Raw genomic sequence first — 17,033 nt, forward strand, 5'->3', positions numbered from 1 at the left:
GGATGAGCCCGGACCAAGGAGTTCCGCGCGTGCAGAAGACCGTGCTCGGCATCGAGACCACCTGCGATGAGACCGCCGCCGCGGTGGTGTCGGTCGACGAGGAGGGTGGCGCTCAGATCCGCGCCAACGAGGTGCTCAGTCAGATCGCCGAGCACGCGGCCTACGGCGGCGTCGTGCCGGAGATCGCCGCCCGCGCCCATGTCGAGGTGCTCGACCGGCTGATCGCCCGCGCCCTCGACCGGGCCGGGACCGGCTTCCGGGACCTCGACGGCATCGCGGTGGCGGCCGGGCCCGGGCTGATCGGCGGCGTGCTGGTCGGCCTCGTCACCGCCAAGACCCTGGCGCTCGTGACCCGCAAGCCCCTGCTCGCCGTCAACCACCTGGAGGCCCACGCCCTCACGGCGCGGCTCACCGACGGCATCGCCTTCCCCTACCTGCTGCTCCTGGTCTCGGGCGGCCACACCCAGCTCGTCGCCGTGCGCGGCGTCGGCGACTACGTGCGCCTCGGCTCCACCGTCGACGACGCCATCGGCGAGGCCTTCGACAAGGTCGCCAAGCTCCTGGGCCTCGGCTATCCCGGCGGCCCCGAGGTCGAGCGCGTGGCCGAGGCCGGCGATCCCGAGCGCTTCGCCCTGCCCCGGCCGATGCTCGGCCGCCGCGAGGCCGACTTCTCCCTCTCGGGCCTCAAGACCGCCGTGCGGATCGAGGCCGAGCGGATCGCCCCGCTGGCCGAGCGCGACGTCGCCGATCTCTGCGCGAGCTTCCAGGCCGCCGTGGTCGACGTGGTGGTGGACCGCGCCCGGGTCGCCCTGCGCGCCTTCTCGGACGTCGCCGGACGCCCGACCGCCCTGGTGGCGGCGGGGGGCGTGGCGGCCAACGGCGCCGTCCGGCGGGCGCTCGCGTCCCTGGCGGGCGAGGCGGGCCTGAGCTTCGTGGCCCCGCCCCTGCCCCTCTGCGGCGACAACGGCGCGATGATCGCCTGGGCCGGGCTGGAGCGCCTGCGCCTCGGGCTGGTGGACGACCTCACCGCCCCGGCGCGGCCCCGCTGGCCGCTGGCGGCCGCCCCGGCCCGCGCGGCGGTCCCGGCCGGATGAGCGCGGCGGACCGGCGCGCCCACTGGCGGGACCTGGTGGAGCGCCGCCTGCCCGGGGCCGCCCGGCCGGGCTGGCCGGTGCGGCTCGACCATTGCTTCGCCCGCATCCTCCTGGACCACGCCTGCGGCGGCGCCTGGCGCGACCATGTCCGCCCGCCCGCCCACGCCACCATGCCCCTCGCGCAGCTGGAGCTGGCGATCGCGCTCGGCGAGGCGGTGCTCGCGGGGCGCGCGGATCTCGCCCTCCTCAACCGCCGCTCGCTCGCGTGGCGCGGCAAGATCGCCCTGGCGCCGGTGCCAGCGGCTCTCCGCGACGGCGACCTGACCCTGCGCCGCTGGCGCCCGGAGGACGCGGCGCCGTTCGCGGCGCTCAACGCCGATCCGGCGGTGATGGCCCACTGTCCCCGGACCCGGACCGCGACGGAGAGCGAGGCCGAGGCCGGCCTCCTCGACCGCCGCTTCGTGGCGGACGGGTTCGGCCCCTGGGCCCTGGAACACGCGGGCCGGTTCGTCGGCTTCGCCGGCGCGATGCGGATCCTGCGGCCCCTGCCCTTCCCCGGCGGCGACCGGCCCGGTTCGACGGTCGAGCTGGCCTGGCGCCTCGCGCGGGACTCCTGGGGCCGCGGCCTCGCCACGCGCGCCGCGCGGCTCGCCCGCGCCGACCTCGCGGAGCGCTGCGGGATCCGCAGCGTCGTGGCCTTCACGGCGGCCGGCAACGGCCGCTCCCGCGCCGTGATGGAGCGTCTCGGCATGCGCGTGGCGGGGACATTCCCGCATCCGGCGGTGCCGGAGGGGCCGCTGCGCGACCACGTGCTCTACCGGCTGGACTGCGCCGACAGGGAGGAAGCGGCATGAGCGCCGAGACCCCGATCAACGTCGTCGGCGGCGGGGCCTGGGGCACGGCGCTGGCCAACGCCGCCGCCGGGGCCGGCCATCCCGTCACCCTCTGGCTGCGCGACGCGGGGGCCGCCGCCGCCCTGCAGGCCCAGCGGGAGAACCCGCGCTACCTGCCGGGCGTGCCGCTCCACCCGGCGATCCGGGCGACGGGCGAGGCCGCCGACCTCGCCCGTGCCCGGGCGACGCTCCTGGTCGTGCCCGCCCAGACCGTGCGCGGCGTGCTGGAATCCCTGCGCGGACCCCTGGCGACGGCCGGGCCGGTCATCCTCTGCGCCAAGGGGATCGAGCGCGGCAGCGACAGCTTCCTCAGCGCGGTGGCCGAGCAGGTCCTGCCGCCGGGGACGCCCGTGGCGGTCCTGTCCGGCCCGAGCTTCGCGATCGACGTCGCCCGCGGCCTGCCCACGGCCGTGACCCTGGCGGCGGCCGATGCCGGCCGCGCCGCCGCCCTGAGCGCGCTGCTGTCGGGACCGAGCTTCCGCCTCTACCACACCGACGACGTGCGCGGCGTCGAGATCGGCGGCGCCGGCAAGAACGTGCTCGCCATCGCCTGCGGGATCGTGGCCGGGCGCGGGCTCGGCGAGAGCGCCCGGGCGGCGCTGATCGCCCGGGCCTTCGCCGAGCTGATGCGCTTCGCCCGCACCTTCGGGGGCCGGCCCGAGACGCTGATGGGGCTCTCCGGCCTCGGCGACCTCGTGCTCACCGCCTCCTCGCCGCAATCGCGCAACTTCGCCTTCGGCCAGCGCCTCGGCGCCGGGGCGAGCCCGGCCGAGGCCGCGGGCGGCAAGCTCGCCGAGGGGGCGTTCACGGCCGCGGCGCTGGCCGGGCTGGCCGCCGCCAGGGGCATCGAGATGCCGGTGGCGGCGGCCGTCGCCGCCATCGTGGCGGGCACCGCCAGCGTCGACGACGTGATCGCCGGCCTGCTGGCCCGCCCGCTGCGCGGGGAGACCGACTGAGCGCCGGCCCCGCCCCGCAACCCGCGTCACGCCACCGAGGTCGCCGGCACAGCGCGGCCTTGTCCTTGTCCTTGTCCTTGGCCGTGGCCGTGGGTGTGGGCCGCGAAGCGCGCGATCGGCGCCGGCCGACCCAGCAGGTAGCCCTGGGCGAGGTGGCACTGCTCGCCGGCCAGGAAGGACAGCTCCTCGGCGGTCTCCACGCCCTCCGCCACCACGGCGAGCCCGAGGCCGCGCCCCAGCCCCAGGACGGAGCGCACGATCGCGGCCCCCTGCGGGTTGCTGTGGACCGCCCTGATGAACGAGCCGTCGATCTTGATCCGGTCGAACGGGAAGGCGCGCAGGTTCGACAGCGACGAGTAGCCGGTGCCGAAATCGTCCATGGCGATCCGCACGCCGAGGGCCTTGAGCTGGCGCAGGGTGAGGAGCGCCCGGGCCGGATCCCGGATCAGCGCGGTCTCGGTGATCTCGATCTCCAGGCGCTCCGCCCGCAATCCGGATTCGTACAGGGTCCCGTGGACGAACGGGACGAAGTGCGGGTTGTGGAGCTGCACCGCCGAGACGTTGACGGCGATCGCCAGCGGGTTCGGCCAGCCGGCCGCCGCCCGGCAGGCCTCCCGCAGAACCCAGGCGCCGATCTCGAGGATCGCCCCGGTCTCCTCGGCGATCGGGACGAACACGGCCGGTGAGATGCCGCCCCTGGCCGGATGGTGCCAGCGCAGCAGCGCCTCGAAGCCCGTGACCGTGCCGGACTCGATCTGGCTCTGCGGCTGGTAGACGAGCTCCAGCTCGCCCCGCGCCACCGCGTGGCGGAGGTCGTGCTCGAGCTGGCGCCTGTCGCGGATCTCGGCGCCCATGCTGGCGTCGTAGCGCCGGCAGGTGCCGCGCCCCTCGCTCTTGGCCCGGTAGAGGGCGGCGTCGGCGTGGCTCAGGAGCGCGCGCAGGTCCGCGGCGTCGTCGGGATAGACCGCGATGCCGATGCTGGTGGCGATCACCGGGCCGGAGGCGGCCGGCACCGCCGCCAGGGTGGCGAGGATCCGCTCGGCCAGCCGCTCCGCCTGTCCCTCCGCCTGCGGCGTCAGGATGGCGAACTCGTCGCCGCCGAGCCGCGCCATCAGCTGCTCGGGATCGAGGAGACCGCCGACCCGCAGCGCGAGGTCGCGCAGCATCGCGTCGCCGGCGGCGTGCCCGAACAGGTCGTTGACCTCCTTGAACCGGTCGAGGTCCAGGCACAGCACCGCGAGCCGGCCGCCCTGGGCGTCCGCGGCGCGCATCGCGCGCTCGAGCCGGGCGTGGAAGCTCGTGCGGTTGGCGAGGCCGGTGAGCGCGTCGTGGTGGGCGAGGTAGTGGATCTCGCTCTCGGCCCGGCGCCGCGCGCGCAGGTCGCGCACCGCCACGGCGTGGTGCGGCAGGCGCCCGTACTCGGCGACCGGGCGCATGATCACCTCGACGGGAATGGGGGCGCCCGCCGCCGGGACGAGTTCGGTCTCCAGGGGCTGGTCGGCCGTCCCTGAGCCGGGCACGAGGTCCGGCAGGTAGGCGCTGAGGCTCCGGCCCGTCAGGACGGCCGCCTCCAGGCCCGCGAGCCGGGCGAAGGCCTCGTTGGCGCTGACGATCTCGCCGCCGCGGCAGACGACGAGGCCCTCCACGGCCGCGTTGGCGAGGCTGCGCAGGCGCTCGCGCTCGAGATCGGCGCGGCGGCGCTCGCGCAGGTCGACCACGAGGGCGGCGCCGGCGAGCAGCAGGATCAGGCAGCTCGCCACCGCCACGGCCGCGGCGAGCCACCCGCTCCGGATCGCGCCCGAGGGGATCGCCACGGTGGGGTCGGGATGCAGGGTCACCGCGCCCATGCCGGCGAAGTGGTGGCCGCAGATCGCCAGGATCAGCAGCGCGGCGCCGCCGTACCGACCCCGGAACGTGGTGGCCGACAGGCCGACCACCAGGGCGGCGGCGCCGAGCCCCGCCCCGAGGCCGACCGAGACCACGACCAGCGCGGGGGTCCAGGCGAGGTGTCCTGCCACCTGATAGGCGGCCATGCCGGTGTAGTGCATCGTCGCGATGCCGCCGCCGACCACGGCGCCGCCGAGGCCCGCCTGGACCGCCCGGCCGGAGACGGCCAGGGCGAAGCCGAGCCCGGTGATCGCGACGGCGTCCACGTAGGAGAGGAGCGTCAGCCCGACGCCGTAGCCCGACGGCAGCCCGGGCTCGAAGGCGAGCATCGCCAGGAAATGCGTCGCCCAGATCCCCGATCCCCCGGCGGCGGCGGCCACCGCGACCCAGACGTAGCGGCCGCGGCCGCCGGTCCGGCCGGCATGGGTGAGGAGCTCGATCGCGGTGCCGCTCGCCAGCGCGCAGACCAGGGCCGCGAGGCCTACCAGCCACAGGTTGTGTTCACCGATAAAGCAACCGATGACTGAGATCATGTATGCAACCGGCGATTGGTGCGTGACGCGCTATACGGCTATTTGCATGCAGAATTTAATATTTGCCCAAGGCTTGCGATAGCAGAGCTGCGGCGTTCTACGCGGGTTCTGCTTGACCGCCGGTCCCGCGCGCGGCCGGGGCCGGACCGGCCTGTTCCCGGGAGGCGAAGCTGGGCTATGGCGGGGCGCGCCGCCCGGCCGGGCGGTCTACTGGGACTTCAGCGATGGCGTACTGGCTGTTCAAATCCGAGCCCGCGACCTGGTCGTGGGATCAGCAGGTCGCGGCCGGGGAGGCCGGCACGCACTGGAACGGCGTGCGCAACCACCTCGCCAAGAAGCAGCTGATGGCCATGCAGGTCGGCGAGGAGGGCTTCTTCTACCACTCGAACGAGGGCAAGGCGGTGGTGGGCATCGTGGCGGTGATCCGCGCCTACTATCCCGACCACACCGACGAGACCGGCCGCTTCGGCATGGTCGACGTCAGGGCCGTGCGGGCGCTGCCGAGCCCGGTCACGCTCGAGGCGATCAAGGCCGACGCGGCGCTCGCCGACATGGTGCTGGTCAACAATTCCCGGCTGTCGGTGCAGCCGGTGACCGAGGCCGAGTGGGTGCGGGTCTGCGCCCTCGGCGGTCTCGGCTGAGCCGGGGCCCGCGGCCCGACGGGCCGCTCAGGCGGCGCGGTTGAGGGGGCCGCGCACGGGGCCCACGAAGTCCGGCTCGACCTCGACCGGCGGCAGCGTGTCCATGACCCGGGCGGCCGGCAGGGTCACCACCACCTCGGTGCCCTCGCGGGGCTTGGAGGACAGCTGGAACTGCCCGCCGTGCAGCTCCACGAGGCCCTTTACGATCGGAAGGCCGAGGCCGGAGCCCTGCTCGGCGGTCTTGATCGCGAGCGAGCCGCGCCCGAACGAGGACAGGACCGTGCCGAGCTCGTCCTCGGGGATGCCCGGGCCGCTGTCCTTCACCGAGACGTACTGCCCGCCCGAGGCGGTCCAGCCGACCTTCAGCCAGATCTCGCCGCCCGGGGGCGTGAACTTCACGGCGTTCGACAGGAGGTTCAGGACGATCTGGCGCAGAGCCCGCTCGTCGGCCCAGAGCCGCGGCAGCGAGCCGTCGACGAGGTCGTGGAAGGTCTGGTTCTTCGCCTTGGCCCGCAGGCCCATCATGTGGCGGCACTCCTCGACCACGTGGGCGAGCTGCACCGGCTCCTCGTTCAGCTCGTAGCGCCCCGCCTCGATCCGCGACAGGTCGAGGATCTCGTTGATCAGGTTCAGGAGGTGCATCCCGCTGTCGTGGATGTCGTGCGAGTACTCGCGGTAGGACGGCGCCGTATGGGTGCCGAACACCTCGTTCTTCATCACCTCCGAGAAACCCAGGATGGCGTTGAGCGGCGTGCGCAGCTCGTGGCTCATCGTGGCGAGGAAGCGCGACTTGGCGAGGTTGGCCTCCTCGGCCCGGCGGCGGGCCTCGTCCGAATTGGCCTTGGCCTGCTCCAACTCGCCGAACACCGCGTCCTTCTCGGCGCGGGAGCGCAGGGCGCCCACCGTCGAGGTGTAGAGGCGGCGGGACAGGCCGAGGAAGAAGACCTGCGCGCCGCCGGCCATGACCACCAGCATCAGCAGGTCCATCCCGCGGGAGAAGGCCGCGAGCGAGGCGGTGGCGAGGGCCAGCGGCACCAGGGCGGCGACGGCGGCGAGCGGCACCGTCGCGGCCAGCATGGTGGTGACCGCGGAGGCGATGACGAGGCCGAACAGCGCGAAGGTCCAGCCGCCGGTGGTTCCGAGCCCGATCATCGCGGCCCACGACAGGCTCTGCAGCACCTCGCCGACCAGGAAGCGGCGGCGCCAGCGGGCGAGCGGGATCGTCGCCGGGTCGGCGCGGAGGAAGCGCCGGCTCAACGTCGTGTTGAGCGAGATCATCAGGACCACGCCGAGCGCCCAGATCGCCGCCACCGGCGGCGCGATCCAGAAGGTCGACGCCGCGGCCAGCACCGCCGCGAACCCCACCAGCGGGATGCCCGCGCCGACCCGGTACTGGGCGTAGTGGCGCAGCAGCTCGTAGTCGAAGGCCCGTTCGAGGCCGGTCCGCGAGGTCAGCTTCTCCCGGGCCGAGCGGATTTCCCGGGCGACCCCGCGGCGGCGCGCCGCCTCCTCCGTCGAGGGGCCGCGACCGCGCTGGACCATCTCGACGGTGAGATCGGACATGCGCGTCTTCAAACTCGGCTCGAATGCGCGGACGGGCGGCGGTGGCGGGGAAGCACTCCGTGAGGATGGGGCGGATATGTTAAGAAGCGGCTGCCGACATCCCTGCAATCTTAAGCATCGCGGGCTGTATCGAGACTGTCGTGCCGCCGGATCGACGTGCGGTGCCGCACATCGTGTCGGGGCCCGCGCCCGCTAGTCTCGGGTGGAGGCCCGCCGGCCCGAGCGCGGCCGCACGCCGCGATCCGGGGCGCCCGGACACGCGCGTCGAGAGAGGGTCGCCGACCATGCCGAATCTCACCGTCAACGGCGTCGCGCACGCGATCGACGCCGATCCCGACATGCCCCTGCTCTGGGTGCTGCGCGACCGGCTCGACGCCACCGGCACCAAGTACGGCTGCGGCATCGCGCAGTGCGGCGCCTGCACGGTCCACCTCGACGGCCAGCCGGTCCGGGCCTGCCAGACGCGCCTGGGCGATGTCGGCGCCGCGCAGGTGACGACCATCGAGGGCGTGTCGGGCCGGGTGGCCGAGGCCGTCCAGGCGGCCTGGCGCAAGCTCGACGTGGTCCAGTGCGGCTACTGCCAGTCCGGCCAGATCATGTCGGCGATCGGCCTGCTCTCGGGCAACGCCAAGCCCACCGACGCCGACATCGACGGTGCCATGGACGGCAACATCTGCCGCTGCGGCACGTATCAGCGCATCCGCGCGGCGATTCACGAAGCCGCGCGCAGCCTCGCCTGATCCGTCCCGGCGCCCACCTTCCCGCCCTCCCCCGCGGTCCCGACCGGAGCCTCGCCGCCATGCTGAACGCCCGTCGACCGAACCCCCTCCCCGTCCGTCCGAGCCGCCGCGGCCTGCTGGCGGGCGCCGGCGCCCTCGTGGTCGCGTTCCGGCTCGACCCGAAACCCGCCCGCGCCGCGCCCGGCCCGAACCTCGCCGACGTGAAGGCGCAGCCCAACGCCTTCGTGCGGATCGGCGCGGACGACACCGTCACGGTGGTGATCAAGCACCTCGACATGGGCCAGGGGAACACGACCGGGCTCGCCACGATCCTGGCCGACGAGCTCGGCGCCGACTGGCGACACGTCCGCACCGAGTTCGCGCCCGCCGACGCGACGCTCTACAACAACAGCCTGATGGGCCCGATCCAGGGCACCGGCGGCTCGACCGCGGTGGCCAATTCCTGGTTCCAGCTGCGCAAGGCCGGCGCGGCCGCCCGCGAGATGCTGATGGCCGAGGCCGCCTTCCGCTGGAAGGTGCCGGTCTCCGAGATCACGGTCGCCGACAGTCTCGTGCGCCACGCCCCGTCCGGCCGGCAGGCCCGGTTCGGGGAGCTCGCGGCCTCGGCCGCCTCGCTGCCGGTGCCGTCCGAGCCGCGGCTCAAGGACCCGAGCGAGTGGACGCTGATCGGCCAGACGGTGCCGCGCCTCGATTCCGTCGCCAAGACGAACGGCACGGCGGTCTACTCCCTCGACATCCGCCGCCCGAACCAGGTCACGGCCCTCGTCGCTCGGGCCCCGCGCTTCGGCGCCACCGTGAAGAGCTTCGACGCCGCGGCTGCCCGGAAGGTCGCGGGCGTCCTCGACGTGGTGCAGGTGCCGACCGGCGTGGCGGTGATCGCCCGCGACACGTGGTCGGCCATGAAGGGCCGCGAGGCGCTGACCGTCGCCTGGGACGACAGCACCGCCGAGACCCGCTCGTCCGACGCGATCCTGGCCGAGTACCGCGAGCGCGCCAAGGGTCCCGGCCTGACGGCCTCCGAGCGCGGCGACCCGCAGGCGGCGCTCAAGGGCGCCGCCAAGGTCGTCGAGGCCGAGTTCACCTTCCCCTACCTCGCCCACGCGGCGATGGAGCCCCTGAACGCCACGATCGAGAAGGGGGCCGACGGCGGCTACGACGTCTACGCGGGCTTCCAGTTCCAGACCGTCGAGCAGGCCACCATGGCGGCGATCCTCGGCGTGACGGCCGACCGGGTCCGGCTGCACAGCAACTGGGCCGGCGGCTCGTTCGGGCGCCGGGCGACGCCCACCGCCGACTACCTCGCGGAAGCCGCCACCGTCTTCAAGGCGTCCGGCGAGAAGGCCCCGCTCCACCTCGTCTGGACCCGCGAGGACGACATGGCCGGCGGCTATTACCGCCCGACCGTGCTGCACAGGGTCCGGGCCGGCATCGACGGCAAGGGCGCGGTGGTCGGCTGGGACCACGTGATGGTCGGCAAGTCGATCATGATCGGCTCGCCCTTCGAGGCGATGATCGTCAAGAACGGCATCGACGCCACCACCGTGGAGGGCGCCTCCGACACCGCCTACGCGCTGCCGGCCTACCGGTTCGGCGTCCATAACGGCCGCGAGGGCGTGCCGGTCCTGTGGTGGCGCTCGGTCGGCCACACCCACACGGCCCACGTAATGGAGGTGATGATCGACGAGCTGGCCCACGCCGCCAACGTCGATCCGGTGGCCTACCGGCTCTCCCTCCTGACCCAGGCGCCGCGGCTGTCCGGCGTGCTCAAGCTCGCCGCCGAGAAGGCCGGCTGGAGCGCCAAGCCGCAGGGCCAGGGCCGCGGCCTCGGGGTGGCGGTCCACGAATCCTTCGGCTCCTACGTCGCCATGGTGGCCGACGTCACGGCGCACGACGCCGCGATCCGCGTCAACCGGATCGTGGCGGCGGTGGATGTCGGCGTTCCGGTCAACCCGGACGTGATCCGCGCGCAGGTCGAGGGCGCGGTGGGCTTCGCCCTGTCGGCGGTGCTGCGCAACCGCATCACCCTCAAGGACGGGCAGGTGCAGGAGCACAATTTCGACGCCTACGAGCCGACCCGGATGAGCGAGATGCCGAAGGTGGAGGTGCACATCGTGCCGAGCCAGGCGGCGCCCACCGGGATCGGTGAGCCGGGCGTGCCCGTGCTCGGGCCGTCGATCGCCAACGCGGTCTTCGCCGCGACCGGCCGGCGCCTGCGCTCGCTGCCGCTCGACCTCTCCGGCGTGAAGGGCGCGTGAGGAAACGCACGTTCCGCCGGCCCGGATCGGCGTAGGAAGGGTGGGCCTTCCCCCCAAGGCAAGAGACCCGACTGACGACGGCGCGGCGCGACACCGCGCCGTTTCTTTTTCGCGCGCCGCGACGCCATCTCCGGGCCATGCCCGCCTTCGACGACACCGCCGCGCGCCTGCGCGCCTGCCGCCTCTGCCGCGACACGCCGCGCTACGGGCCGCCCCTGCCCCAGGAGCCCCGGCCGATCGTCCAGGGCTCGGCCACGGCCCGCCTCTGCATCGCCAGCCAGGCCCCCGGCACCCGCGCCCACCGCACCGGGCAGCCCTTCACCGACCCGTCGGGCGTGCGGCTGCGCGCCTGGCTCGGCCTCGACGCGGCGCGGTTCTACGATCCCGCCCGGGTGGCCATCGTGCCGATGGGGTCGTGCTTCCCCGGCCTCGACGCCAAGGGCGGCGACCGGCCGCCCCGCCGGGAATGCGCCGAGCGCTGGCGGGCGGAACTCTTCTCCGGCCTGCCGGACCTGGAGCTGATCCTGGTGATCGGCCAGTACGCGCAGGGCTGGCACCTCGGGCGGATGGAGGGCGGCCTCACCGGGACGGTGCGGCGCTGGCGGGAGATCCTGGCCGAGCCGCGCCGCCCCCGGGTCCTGCCCCTGCCCCACCCGTCCTGGCGCAACAACGGCTGGCTGAAGCGCGAGCCCTGGTTCGAGGCAGAGCTGCTGCCGGTGCTGCGCGCCGAGGTGGCGCGGGTGATGGCGGGGTGAGGGGCCTCGTCCAGGCAGCGACGACATGCGCATCCCATATCCCTCGGGACTGAAGGGGCGCGCCCGTCTTTGCGAGCGCAGCGAAGCAATCCAGCGACACATCAAATCCGAGACCGGCGCGCCGCCCTGGATTGCTTCGCTGCGCTCGCAAGGACGGCGCGCGAGGCGGGGCGCGCACGGGAGGTCGGGGACGGCGTCGCCCGGACCCGCCCGCATTGACAGGCATCGCCGGCCCGTGATCCGTGCCGCCACCCCCGAAGGACGCGCCGATGACCGAGATTGCCGACCCCCGCGACCGCCTGATCGTGGCCCTCGACCTGCCGAGCGTGCAGGCCGCCGAGGCGCTGATCGACCGGATCGGCGACGCCGCGACCTTCTACAAGATCGGCTACCAGCTCGGATACGCGGGCGGCCTCGCCCTGGCCGAGCGGCTGGCGGCCCGCGGGCTCAAGGTCTTCCTCGACCTGAAGCTCCACGACATCGGCAACACCGTCGAGGAGGGCGTGCGCTCGGCCTCGGGCTCCGGCGCCACCTTCCTCACCGTCCACGCCTACCCGCAGACCATGCGGGCGGCGGTCCGCGGCCGTGGCGCGGGACTCAGGATCCTCGCCGTGACGGTGCTCACCTCCTACGACGACGCCGACGCCGCGGAGGCCGGCTACGGCCTGCCGGTGGCGGAGCTCGTCGCCAAGCGCGCCGCGCAGGCGGCCGAGATCGGCATCGACGGCCTCGTCTGCTCGGCCGCCGAGGCGGGCGCGGTCCGGCGCGTCGTCGGTCCGGACCGGCTGATCGTCACGCCCGGCATCCGCCCGGCGGGTGCCGCGGCCGGCGACCAGAAGCGGGTCATGACGCCGGGCGATGCCCGCCGGGCCGGGATCGACCACGTGGTGGTCGGGCGCCCGATCACCGGCGCCGCCGACCCCCGCGCGGTGGCGCGGGCGATCGTGGCGGACCTCGCCTGATCCGAGCGGGATTGCCTTCGGGCGGAGCGGTCCCACTTCGCTCCGCAGGGCAGGAGACGCAGCATGACCAAGGGCTACTGGATCGCGCGGGTCGATGTCCGCGACGCGGAGGCCTACAAGGACTACGTGGCGGCCAACGGCGCGGCCTTCGCCAAGTTCGGCGGCCGGTTCCTCGTGCGCGGCGGCGCCCACGAGGCGGTGATGGGCCCGGCCCGGTCCCGCAACGTGGTGATCGAGTTCCCGAGCTACGCCGACGCCCTCGCCTGCTGGAACTCCGACCTCTACCAGGCCGCCAAGGCCAAGCAGCGCGGCGGCGTCGAGGCCGAGATCCTGGTGATCGAGGGCTATGACGGGCCGCAGCCCAGCGCCTCCGAGCCGGCGCCGGAGGCGGGGCCGGCCTCCGAGTAGGCGGCGGCGCGCTACGGGAGCGGCCCGCGCGGCGCGAGGCTCCGCAGCAGGAACGCCGTCATCGCCGCCATGGGCGGCACCGGCTGGAGGGTGGAGCAGCCCACCAGCAGCGGGTGGGTGTAGCGGGCGATGGCGACGTGGACGCAGGCGGCCGCCTCGGCGGGATCGGCCGCCTCGAACTCGCCCCGCGCCACCCCGTCGCGGATGATCCGCTCGAACCCGGCGGTGATCCGGGCGACGTGGTGGCGGCAGACGTCCCAGCTCTCCGCCATCGCCGCCTCGATCATCTCGTGCAGGCGGGGAAACGTCTCGCAGCGCCGGGTGGAGTCGCGATGCAGGGCCTCGATCGCCGCCGCGAGGCGCGCGGTGGCGTCGAGGCCCGGCCGGTCGGCGATGCCGAGGATCACCGCCTCGCTCTCGCCGATCAGCCGCTCCAGCACCGCCTCGTTGATCGCCTTCTTCGACTCGAAGAAGCGGTAGACGTTGGCCGGGCTCATCTTCAGCGTCCGGGCGATGTCGGCCACGGTCGTCTTCTGGTAGCCGATCTCGCGGAAATACGTGCCCGCCGTCGCGAGGATGCGGCTCCGCGTGTCGGGCGCGCACTCCTCCGCGAGCGAGCGGGTCGTATCTTCGAGGGACATGCGACCTCACTAGGCCATGCGGCGGCGGGGCGTCAAAGACGCGAACCCGGATCGGGTTCCCCTGCGGCGGCTGCGCGCGCCCGGAACCGGCCCGGGCGGCGCCCATTGCCCAGGCACCCCGCCGCGACGGCGGCGTCAGCGAGAGATCCGCGATGCGCTTCACCGACACCCGCGCCCTGGTCACCGGGGCCGATTCCGGCATCGGGCAGGCGACCGCGGAACTGCTCGCCCGCGCGGGCGCCGACGTGGCTATCACCTATCACAGCGACGCGGAGGGCATCCGCGAGACCGCCGCGCGGGTGGAGGCCGCGGGCCGGCGGGCGCTGGTGCTCCAGCTCGACGTCGGCGACCCGGCGGCGGTCACGGCGGCCTTCGACCGCATCGGCAGCGAGTTCGGCACCCTCGACATCCTCGTGGCCAATGCCGGGCAGGCCATGAGCGGGATGCCGGTCGCCGAGATGGACGACGCGGTGCTGGAGCGGATCCTGCGGGTGAACCTCATGGGGCCGCTGTTCTGCGCCCGCCCCTTCATCCGGATGCGCCGGGCCCAGGGCGGCAACGGAAAGATCGTGTTCGTCTCCTCCGTGGCCCAGCACCTGCCCACGCCGGAGAGCGCCCCCTACGGCATGTCGAAGGCCGGGCTCGGCTCCCTCTGCCGGTCCCTGTCGCGCGAACTCGCGGCCGACCGGATCAACGTCAACAACGTCGCCCCAGGCCTGATCGAGACGCCGATGACCGCCGACCGGTTCGAGAAGCCGGAGGTTCTCGACGAGTCCCTGGAGCGGATCCCGTGGCACCGGGCCGGCCAGCCCGAGGAGATCGCCCGGGCGATCCTCTACCTCGCCTCGGAGGACGCCGCCTACGTCACCGGCCACACCCTGGTGGTCGATGGCGGCCTGACGATGCAGTGGGGCGGCGCCTGAGCGGCGCTCAAAACGACGAAGCGCGGCGCAGGGGTCACGCCCGGCGCCGCGTCGAAGGGTCTGCGATCTGCGGCTCGCGCGTGACCGCGCCTCAGGAACCGAACTGCGAACCCAGGCGCTCGAGGTACTCGGCCAGATCGACGCCCCCGACGCGCTTGCCGTAGTCGAAGCGCATGCCCTGGCGGATGTCGACGCTCGCGTCCCGCGTGGTCAGGGTGAAGGGACGGACGCAGACCCAGGCCCCGTCGCGGCGGTGCTCGAAGTAGCCGAGGATCTCGTGCTTGGCCATAACCTTTCCTCCGGAACCCTGTTCAGGAACATAACGGTCTCACCGGCCACCGGTTCATGCGCCGCGACTGTTTTTCGCGTGCGCGGCCGCACGGATCGAGTGTTCGTGAGCCGGGGTGGCCGGCGGAGCCGGGCGGAGAACTCGCCTTGAGCTTGGCCATTACAGATCGGATGCTCGGGCGCGGCGGGAGGGCGCGCGGCCGGCTCAGTGCCAGCGGTCGAGGATCTCGGCGGTCGTCATCGTCTCGACCTGGTGGCCGTACCGCATCCGGTACATCAGCAGGAGGGCGTCGTGCGCCTCGTCGCAGGAACTGCACAGGCCGTCGGTGGCCAGCACGATCCGGTAGCCGAGATCGACCCCGCCGAGCACGGCGGCCAGCACGCAGACGTCGGTCTCGGCGCCTGTGACGATCAGCGTGTCGACCCCCCGCGCGCGCAGGCGCGCGTCGAGACCCGTCTCCAGCCAGGGCGAGTAGACGGTCTTGTCGACGATCTCGGCGGGCGGAGCCAGTCGGGCGAGGTCCGGGACGAGGTCGATCAGGCCCGGGTCGAGGCGCTCCCGGGTCATGCCGGCCCAGCGCCGCGAGTAGGTCGCCCAGGTCCCGCGGCCCTCGCCCGGCCGGGCGGCCGGGATGAAGCGGGTGAAGACGGTCCGCTCCGGATGCGCCGCCGCGAGGCGGCAGACATGGGGCAGGACGCGGTTCATCCACGGGGTCTGCCAGTCGGTGGGCTCGGCGAACATGCGCTGCATGTCCACGCAGAGGTGGACGCACCCCCTCCCCAGGGCCCCGCCGGCGGTTTCCGGCTCCGGCCGGGGATTGTCCGTCGATGGGCGGCTTCCGATGTCCATGGGCGCGCGATCAGACCGGGTCAGCGTGGCTCGGGTAGCGGGCGAAGGTGGACGAGGTGGCCGTCCCCGCCCGGTCTCGGGGCGGGGACGGCGGGACCTCAGCGGTCGGCCTTGGCGCCGGATACCGTCAGGGAGAGGTAGCGCTCGGTGGTCGGGCGGATCAGCTTGCGCACCGCCTCCGCCATGGCCTGCTCCTCCTTGAGGGACTGCTCGAACGCCGTCCGGTGGCCCTGCTGGCCGGCGGCGTCGCCGATGGTGAGCAGCGACTCGTAGGCGGCGATCTCGAAATTCTCGAAGGCGTGGTTGGCGTAGGTGTTCTTCAGGATCTCGTCCTGGGCCGGCGTGTGACCCAGGGCCATCATGTTGCCGACGAAGCCCAGGAAGCCCTCCTTGAGGGTCGAGGGGCTGTCGCCCAGGCTCTGGAGCGCCTCCTCCAGCCGGTGGCGCTGCCCGTGCGTCTCCTCGATGTGGCGGCGCAGGGCCTGCTCCATCTCGGGATAGCGCTCCAGGCGCTCGACCTGCCGCTCCATGATCTGCAGCGCCTGCATCTCCACAGCATGGGTGTTCTTCAGGGCCGTGACGTAGATCTCGCGGGCGTCCATGGTCATGGCGTTCACCTCTCAGCAGTTGTGAGCGCGGGGCTCATTCAACCGGCAAACACGGGTGCCGCACGGCCAAGTTCCGGTCGGAAGGTCGCAGGCGCGGGGGGCGCCGGTCCCGGACGGGCCGGACGAGACCGGCCGGCCGGTGCCGGTCGACGAAGCCGGGGCGGCGCGCATCGAGCGGACGATCCGCGACCTCCGGCAGCTGCCCCGCTCAGTGCAGGCCGCCGCTGCGCTCGGCGCGCTGGCGCTCCGCGAGGCGCTTGCCGATCTCGAGGAGCAGCGTCTCGGTCAGCGCCACGAGGGCGGTGTCGCCGACCACCGAGACCGTGTTGTGCAGCGACAGGCAGAGGTCGGCGGTGCGGCTGAGGGCGTCGTCGATCGTGTCCCCGTCGCGCTCCGCGAAAGCCGCGCCGGCCGCCTTGCTGTCCGAGATCTCGACGATCACGCCCCGTCCGGTGGTCGGTCGCCCGTCCTGGTCCAGGTAGAAGTGCCCGCGGGTGAACAGCCACCGCAGCCGCCCCTCCGGCGAGCAGACGCGGTACTCCGCCGTGTAGGAGCCGCCGGTCCGGACGCAGTCCAGAATGACCTGCGAGATGTGGGGCTGATCGTCCGGATGGACGGCCTTCAGGAGCTCCGCGAGGCTGACCCCGACCCGCGACCGGGCCGGGCTGATGTTGAACAGCAGGGCGCTCACCGGATCGGCCCGCGCCTCGTCCCGGAGGATGTCCCACATCCAGAAGCCGACGCCGCCCGAGGCTTCGAGCGCCGCGACGAGCGCCGCCTCGGATACGACGTCGTCCGCGTGGTCCATCCGAGACCTCCCCGATCTCACCGCAACCAGAGGCGACGCTGCGCGACGATTGTGAGCCTGCAAAATCCGTTATAGCCTAATACAAATTCCCGTAAAGATCTTGTATTCAAATATATGTGTTGTCTCGCCGTGCCCGGTTCGCCCGCCCTAGGCTTCCATCAGAGTTGAGCGGCGGACTCGAAGGGAATTTTCTTCTGCTGGCCACCGCGACGTGCCGTCCCTTCCACT

17 protein-coding genes are annotated in these 17,033 nt (G+C 73.5%); 10 read left to right on the forward strand and 7 right to left on the reverse strand.

Annotation, left to right across the window (positions count from 1 at the left end):
- Positions 1 to 2 precede the first annotated feature (2 nt).
- From tsaD to BLW78_RS06155, 3 genes are read left to right on the forward strand one after another with little or no spacing between them, the layout of a single operon-like run.
- Positions 3 to 1,094 (forward strand): tRNA (adenosine(37)-N6)-threonylcarbamoyltransferase complex transferase subunit TsaD, encoded by a 1,092-nt coding sequence (gene tsaD, locus BLW78_RS06145; protein ID WP_042670840.1) that lies wholly within the window; start codon positions 3 to 5, stop codon positions 1,092 to 1,094.
- Positions 1,091 to 1,948 (forward strand): GNAT family N-acetyltransferase, encoded by an 858-nt coding sequence (locus BLW78_RS06150; protein ID WP_091677597.1) that lies wholly within the window; start codon positions 1,091 to 1,093, stop codon positions 1,946 to 1,948. Before tsaD ends, BLW78_RS06150 begins: the two co-directional genes overlap by 4 nt.
- Positions 1,945 to 2,943 (forward strand): NAD(P)H-dependent glycerol-3-phosphate dehydrogenase, encoded by a 999-nt coding sequence (locus tag BLW78_RS06155; protein WP_042670844.1) that lies wholly within the window; start codon positions 1,945 to 1,947, stop codon positions 2,941 to 2,943. Before BLW78_RS06150 ends, BLW78_RS06155 begins: the two co-directional genes overlap by 4 nt.
- A gap of 26 nt (positions 2,944 to 2,969) precedes the next feature.
- On the opposite strand, the gene BLW78_RS06160 is transcribed toward BLW78_RS06155, so the two are convergent.
- A complete protein-coding gene (locus tag BLW78_RS06160; RefSeq protein ID WP_091677600.1) occupies positions 2,970 to 5,363 on the reverse strand; it encodes a bifunctional diguanylate cyclase/phosphodiesterase in 2,394 nt (797 codons plus the stop codon).
- 224 nt (positions 5,364 to 5,587) lie between these two features.
- Between BLW78_RS06160 and BLW78_RS06165 the strand changes: the two genes are divergently transcribed.
- Positions 5,588 to 6,004, forward strand: a complete 417-nt coding sequence (locus tag BLW78_RS06165) for an EVE domain-containing protein (protein WP_091677603.1) — start codon at positions 5,588 to 5,590, stop codon at positions 6,002 to 6,004.
- A 27-nt stretch (positions 6,005 to 6,031) separates the two neighbouring features.
- On the opposite strand, the gene BLW78_RS06170 is transcribed toward BLW78_RS06165, so the two are convergent.
- Positions 6,032 to 7,567, reverse strand: a complete 1,536-nt coding sequence (locus BLW78_RS06170; RefSeq protein WP_020093219.1) for a sensor histidine kinase — start codon at positions 7,565 to 7,567, stop codon at positions 6,032 to 6,034.
- Positions 7,568 to 7,851: 284 nt separating this feature from the next.
- On the opposite strand from BLW78_RS06170, the gene BLW78_RS06175 reads away from it, so the two are divergent.
- The 5 genes from BLW78_RS06175 (at position 7,852) to BLW78_RS06195 (ending at position 12,687) form a co-directional block, all read left to right on the forward strand.
- A complete protein-coding gene (locus BLW78_RS06175) occupies positions 7,852 to 8,307 on the forward strand; it encodes a (2Fe-2S)-binding protein (RefSeq protein ID WP_020093218.1) in 456 nt (151 codons plus the stop codon).
- 59 nt (positions 8,308 to 8,366) lie between these two features.
- Positions 8,367 to 10,562, forward strand: a complete 2,196-nt coding sequence (locus tag BLW78_RS06180) for a xanthine dehydrogenase family protein molybdopterin-binding subunit (protein WP_091677605.1) — start codon at positions 8,367 to 8,369, stop codon at positions 10,560 to 10,562.
- A gap of 137 nt (positions 10,563 to 10,699) precedes the next feature.
- Positions 10,700 to 11,317 (forward strand): uracil-DNA glycosylase family protein, encoded by a 618-nt coding sequence (locus tag BLW78_RS06185; protein WP_056523320.1) that lies wholly within the window; start codon positions 10,700 to 10,702, stop codon positions 11,315 to 11,317.
- A 269-nt stretch (positions 11,318 to 11,586) separates the two neighbouring features.
- Positions 11,587 to 12,279 carry an orotidine-5'-phosphate decarboxylase gene (pyrF, locus tag BLW78_RS06190; protein WP_056523322.1) on the forward strand — a complete coding sequence of 231 codons (693 nt, stop codon included), beginning with the start codon at positions 11,587 to 11,589 and terminating at the stop codon, positions 12,277 to 12,279.
- A 63-nt stretch (positions 12,280 to 12,342) separates the two neighbouring features.
- Positions 12,343 to 12,687, forward strand: coding sequence for a DUF1330 domain-containing protein (locus tag BLW78_RS06195; protein WP_020093214.1), 345 nt, complete (start codon positions 12,343 to 12,345; stop codon positions 12,685 to 12,687).
- Positions 12,688 to 12,698: 11 nt separating this feature from the next.
- On the opposite strand, the gene BLW78_RS06200 is transcribed toward BLW78_RS06195, so the two are convergent.
- Positions 12,699 to 13,328, reverse strand: coding sequence for a TetR/AcrR family transcriptional regulator (locus BLW78_RS06200; RefSeq protein WP_056523325.1), 630 nt, complete (start codon positions 13,326 to 13,328; stop codon positions 12,699 to 12,701).
- Positions 13,329 to 13,480: 152 nt separating this feature from the next.
- On the opposite strand from BLW78_RS06200, the gene BLW78_RS06205 reads away from it, so the two are divergent.
- Complete coding sequence (locus tag BLW78_RS06205) at positions 13,481 to 14,251, forward strand: SDR family NAD(P)-dependent oxidoreductase (protein ID WP_091677607.1); 771 nt, start codon at positions 13,481 to 13,483, stop codon at positions 14,249 to 14,251.
- 91 nt (positions 14,252 to 14,342) lie between these two features.
- Here the strand turns inward: BLW78_RS06205 and BLW78_RS06210 are convergent, their stop codons facing one another.
- The 4 genes from BLW78_RS06210 to BLW78_RS06225 form a co-directional block, all read right to left on the reverse strand.
- Complete coding sequence (locus tag BLW78_RS06210; protein ID WP_012318739.1) at positions 14,343 to 14,540, reverse strand: hypothetical protein; 198 nt, start codon at positions 14,538 to 14,540, stop codon at positions 14,343 to 14,345.
- A 204-nt stretch (positions 14,541 to 14,744) separates the two neighbouring features.
- On the reverse strand, positions 14,745 to 15,389 hold the full coding sequence (locus BLW78_RS06215) for a cysteine hydrolase family protein (RefSeq protein ID WP_091677610.1): 645 nt from the start codon (positions 15,387 to 15,389) through the stop codon (positions 14,745 to 14,747).
- 98 nt (positions 15,390 to 15,487) lie between these two features.
- Entirely contained in the window at positions 15,488 to 15,997 is a 510-nt protein-coding gene (locus BLW78_RS06220) for a ferritin-like domain-containing protein (RefSeq protein ID WP_091677612.1), read from the reverse strand.
- Positions 15,998 to 16,205: 208 nt separating this feature from the next.
- Positions 16,206 to 16,805: a PAS domain-containing protein gene (locus BLW78_RS06225; RefSeq protein ID WP_020093209.1), complete on the reverse strand. Its 600-nt coding sequence runs from the start codon at positions 16,803 to 16,805 to the stop codon at positions 16,206 to 16,208.
- Positions 16,806 to 17,033 lie beyond the last annotated feature (228 nt).

The organism is Methylobacterium sp. 275MFSha3.1 (genome assembly GCF_900108435.1).
Taxonomy (GTDB): domain Bacteria; phylum Pseudomonadota; class Alphaproteobacteria; order Rhizobiales; family Beijerinckiaceae; genus Methylobacterium.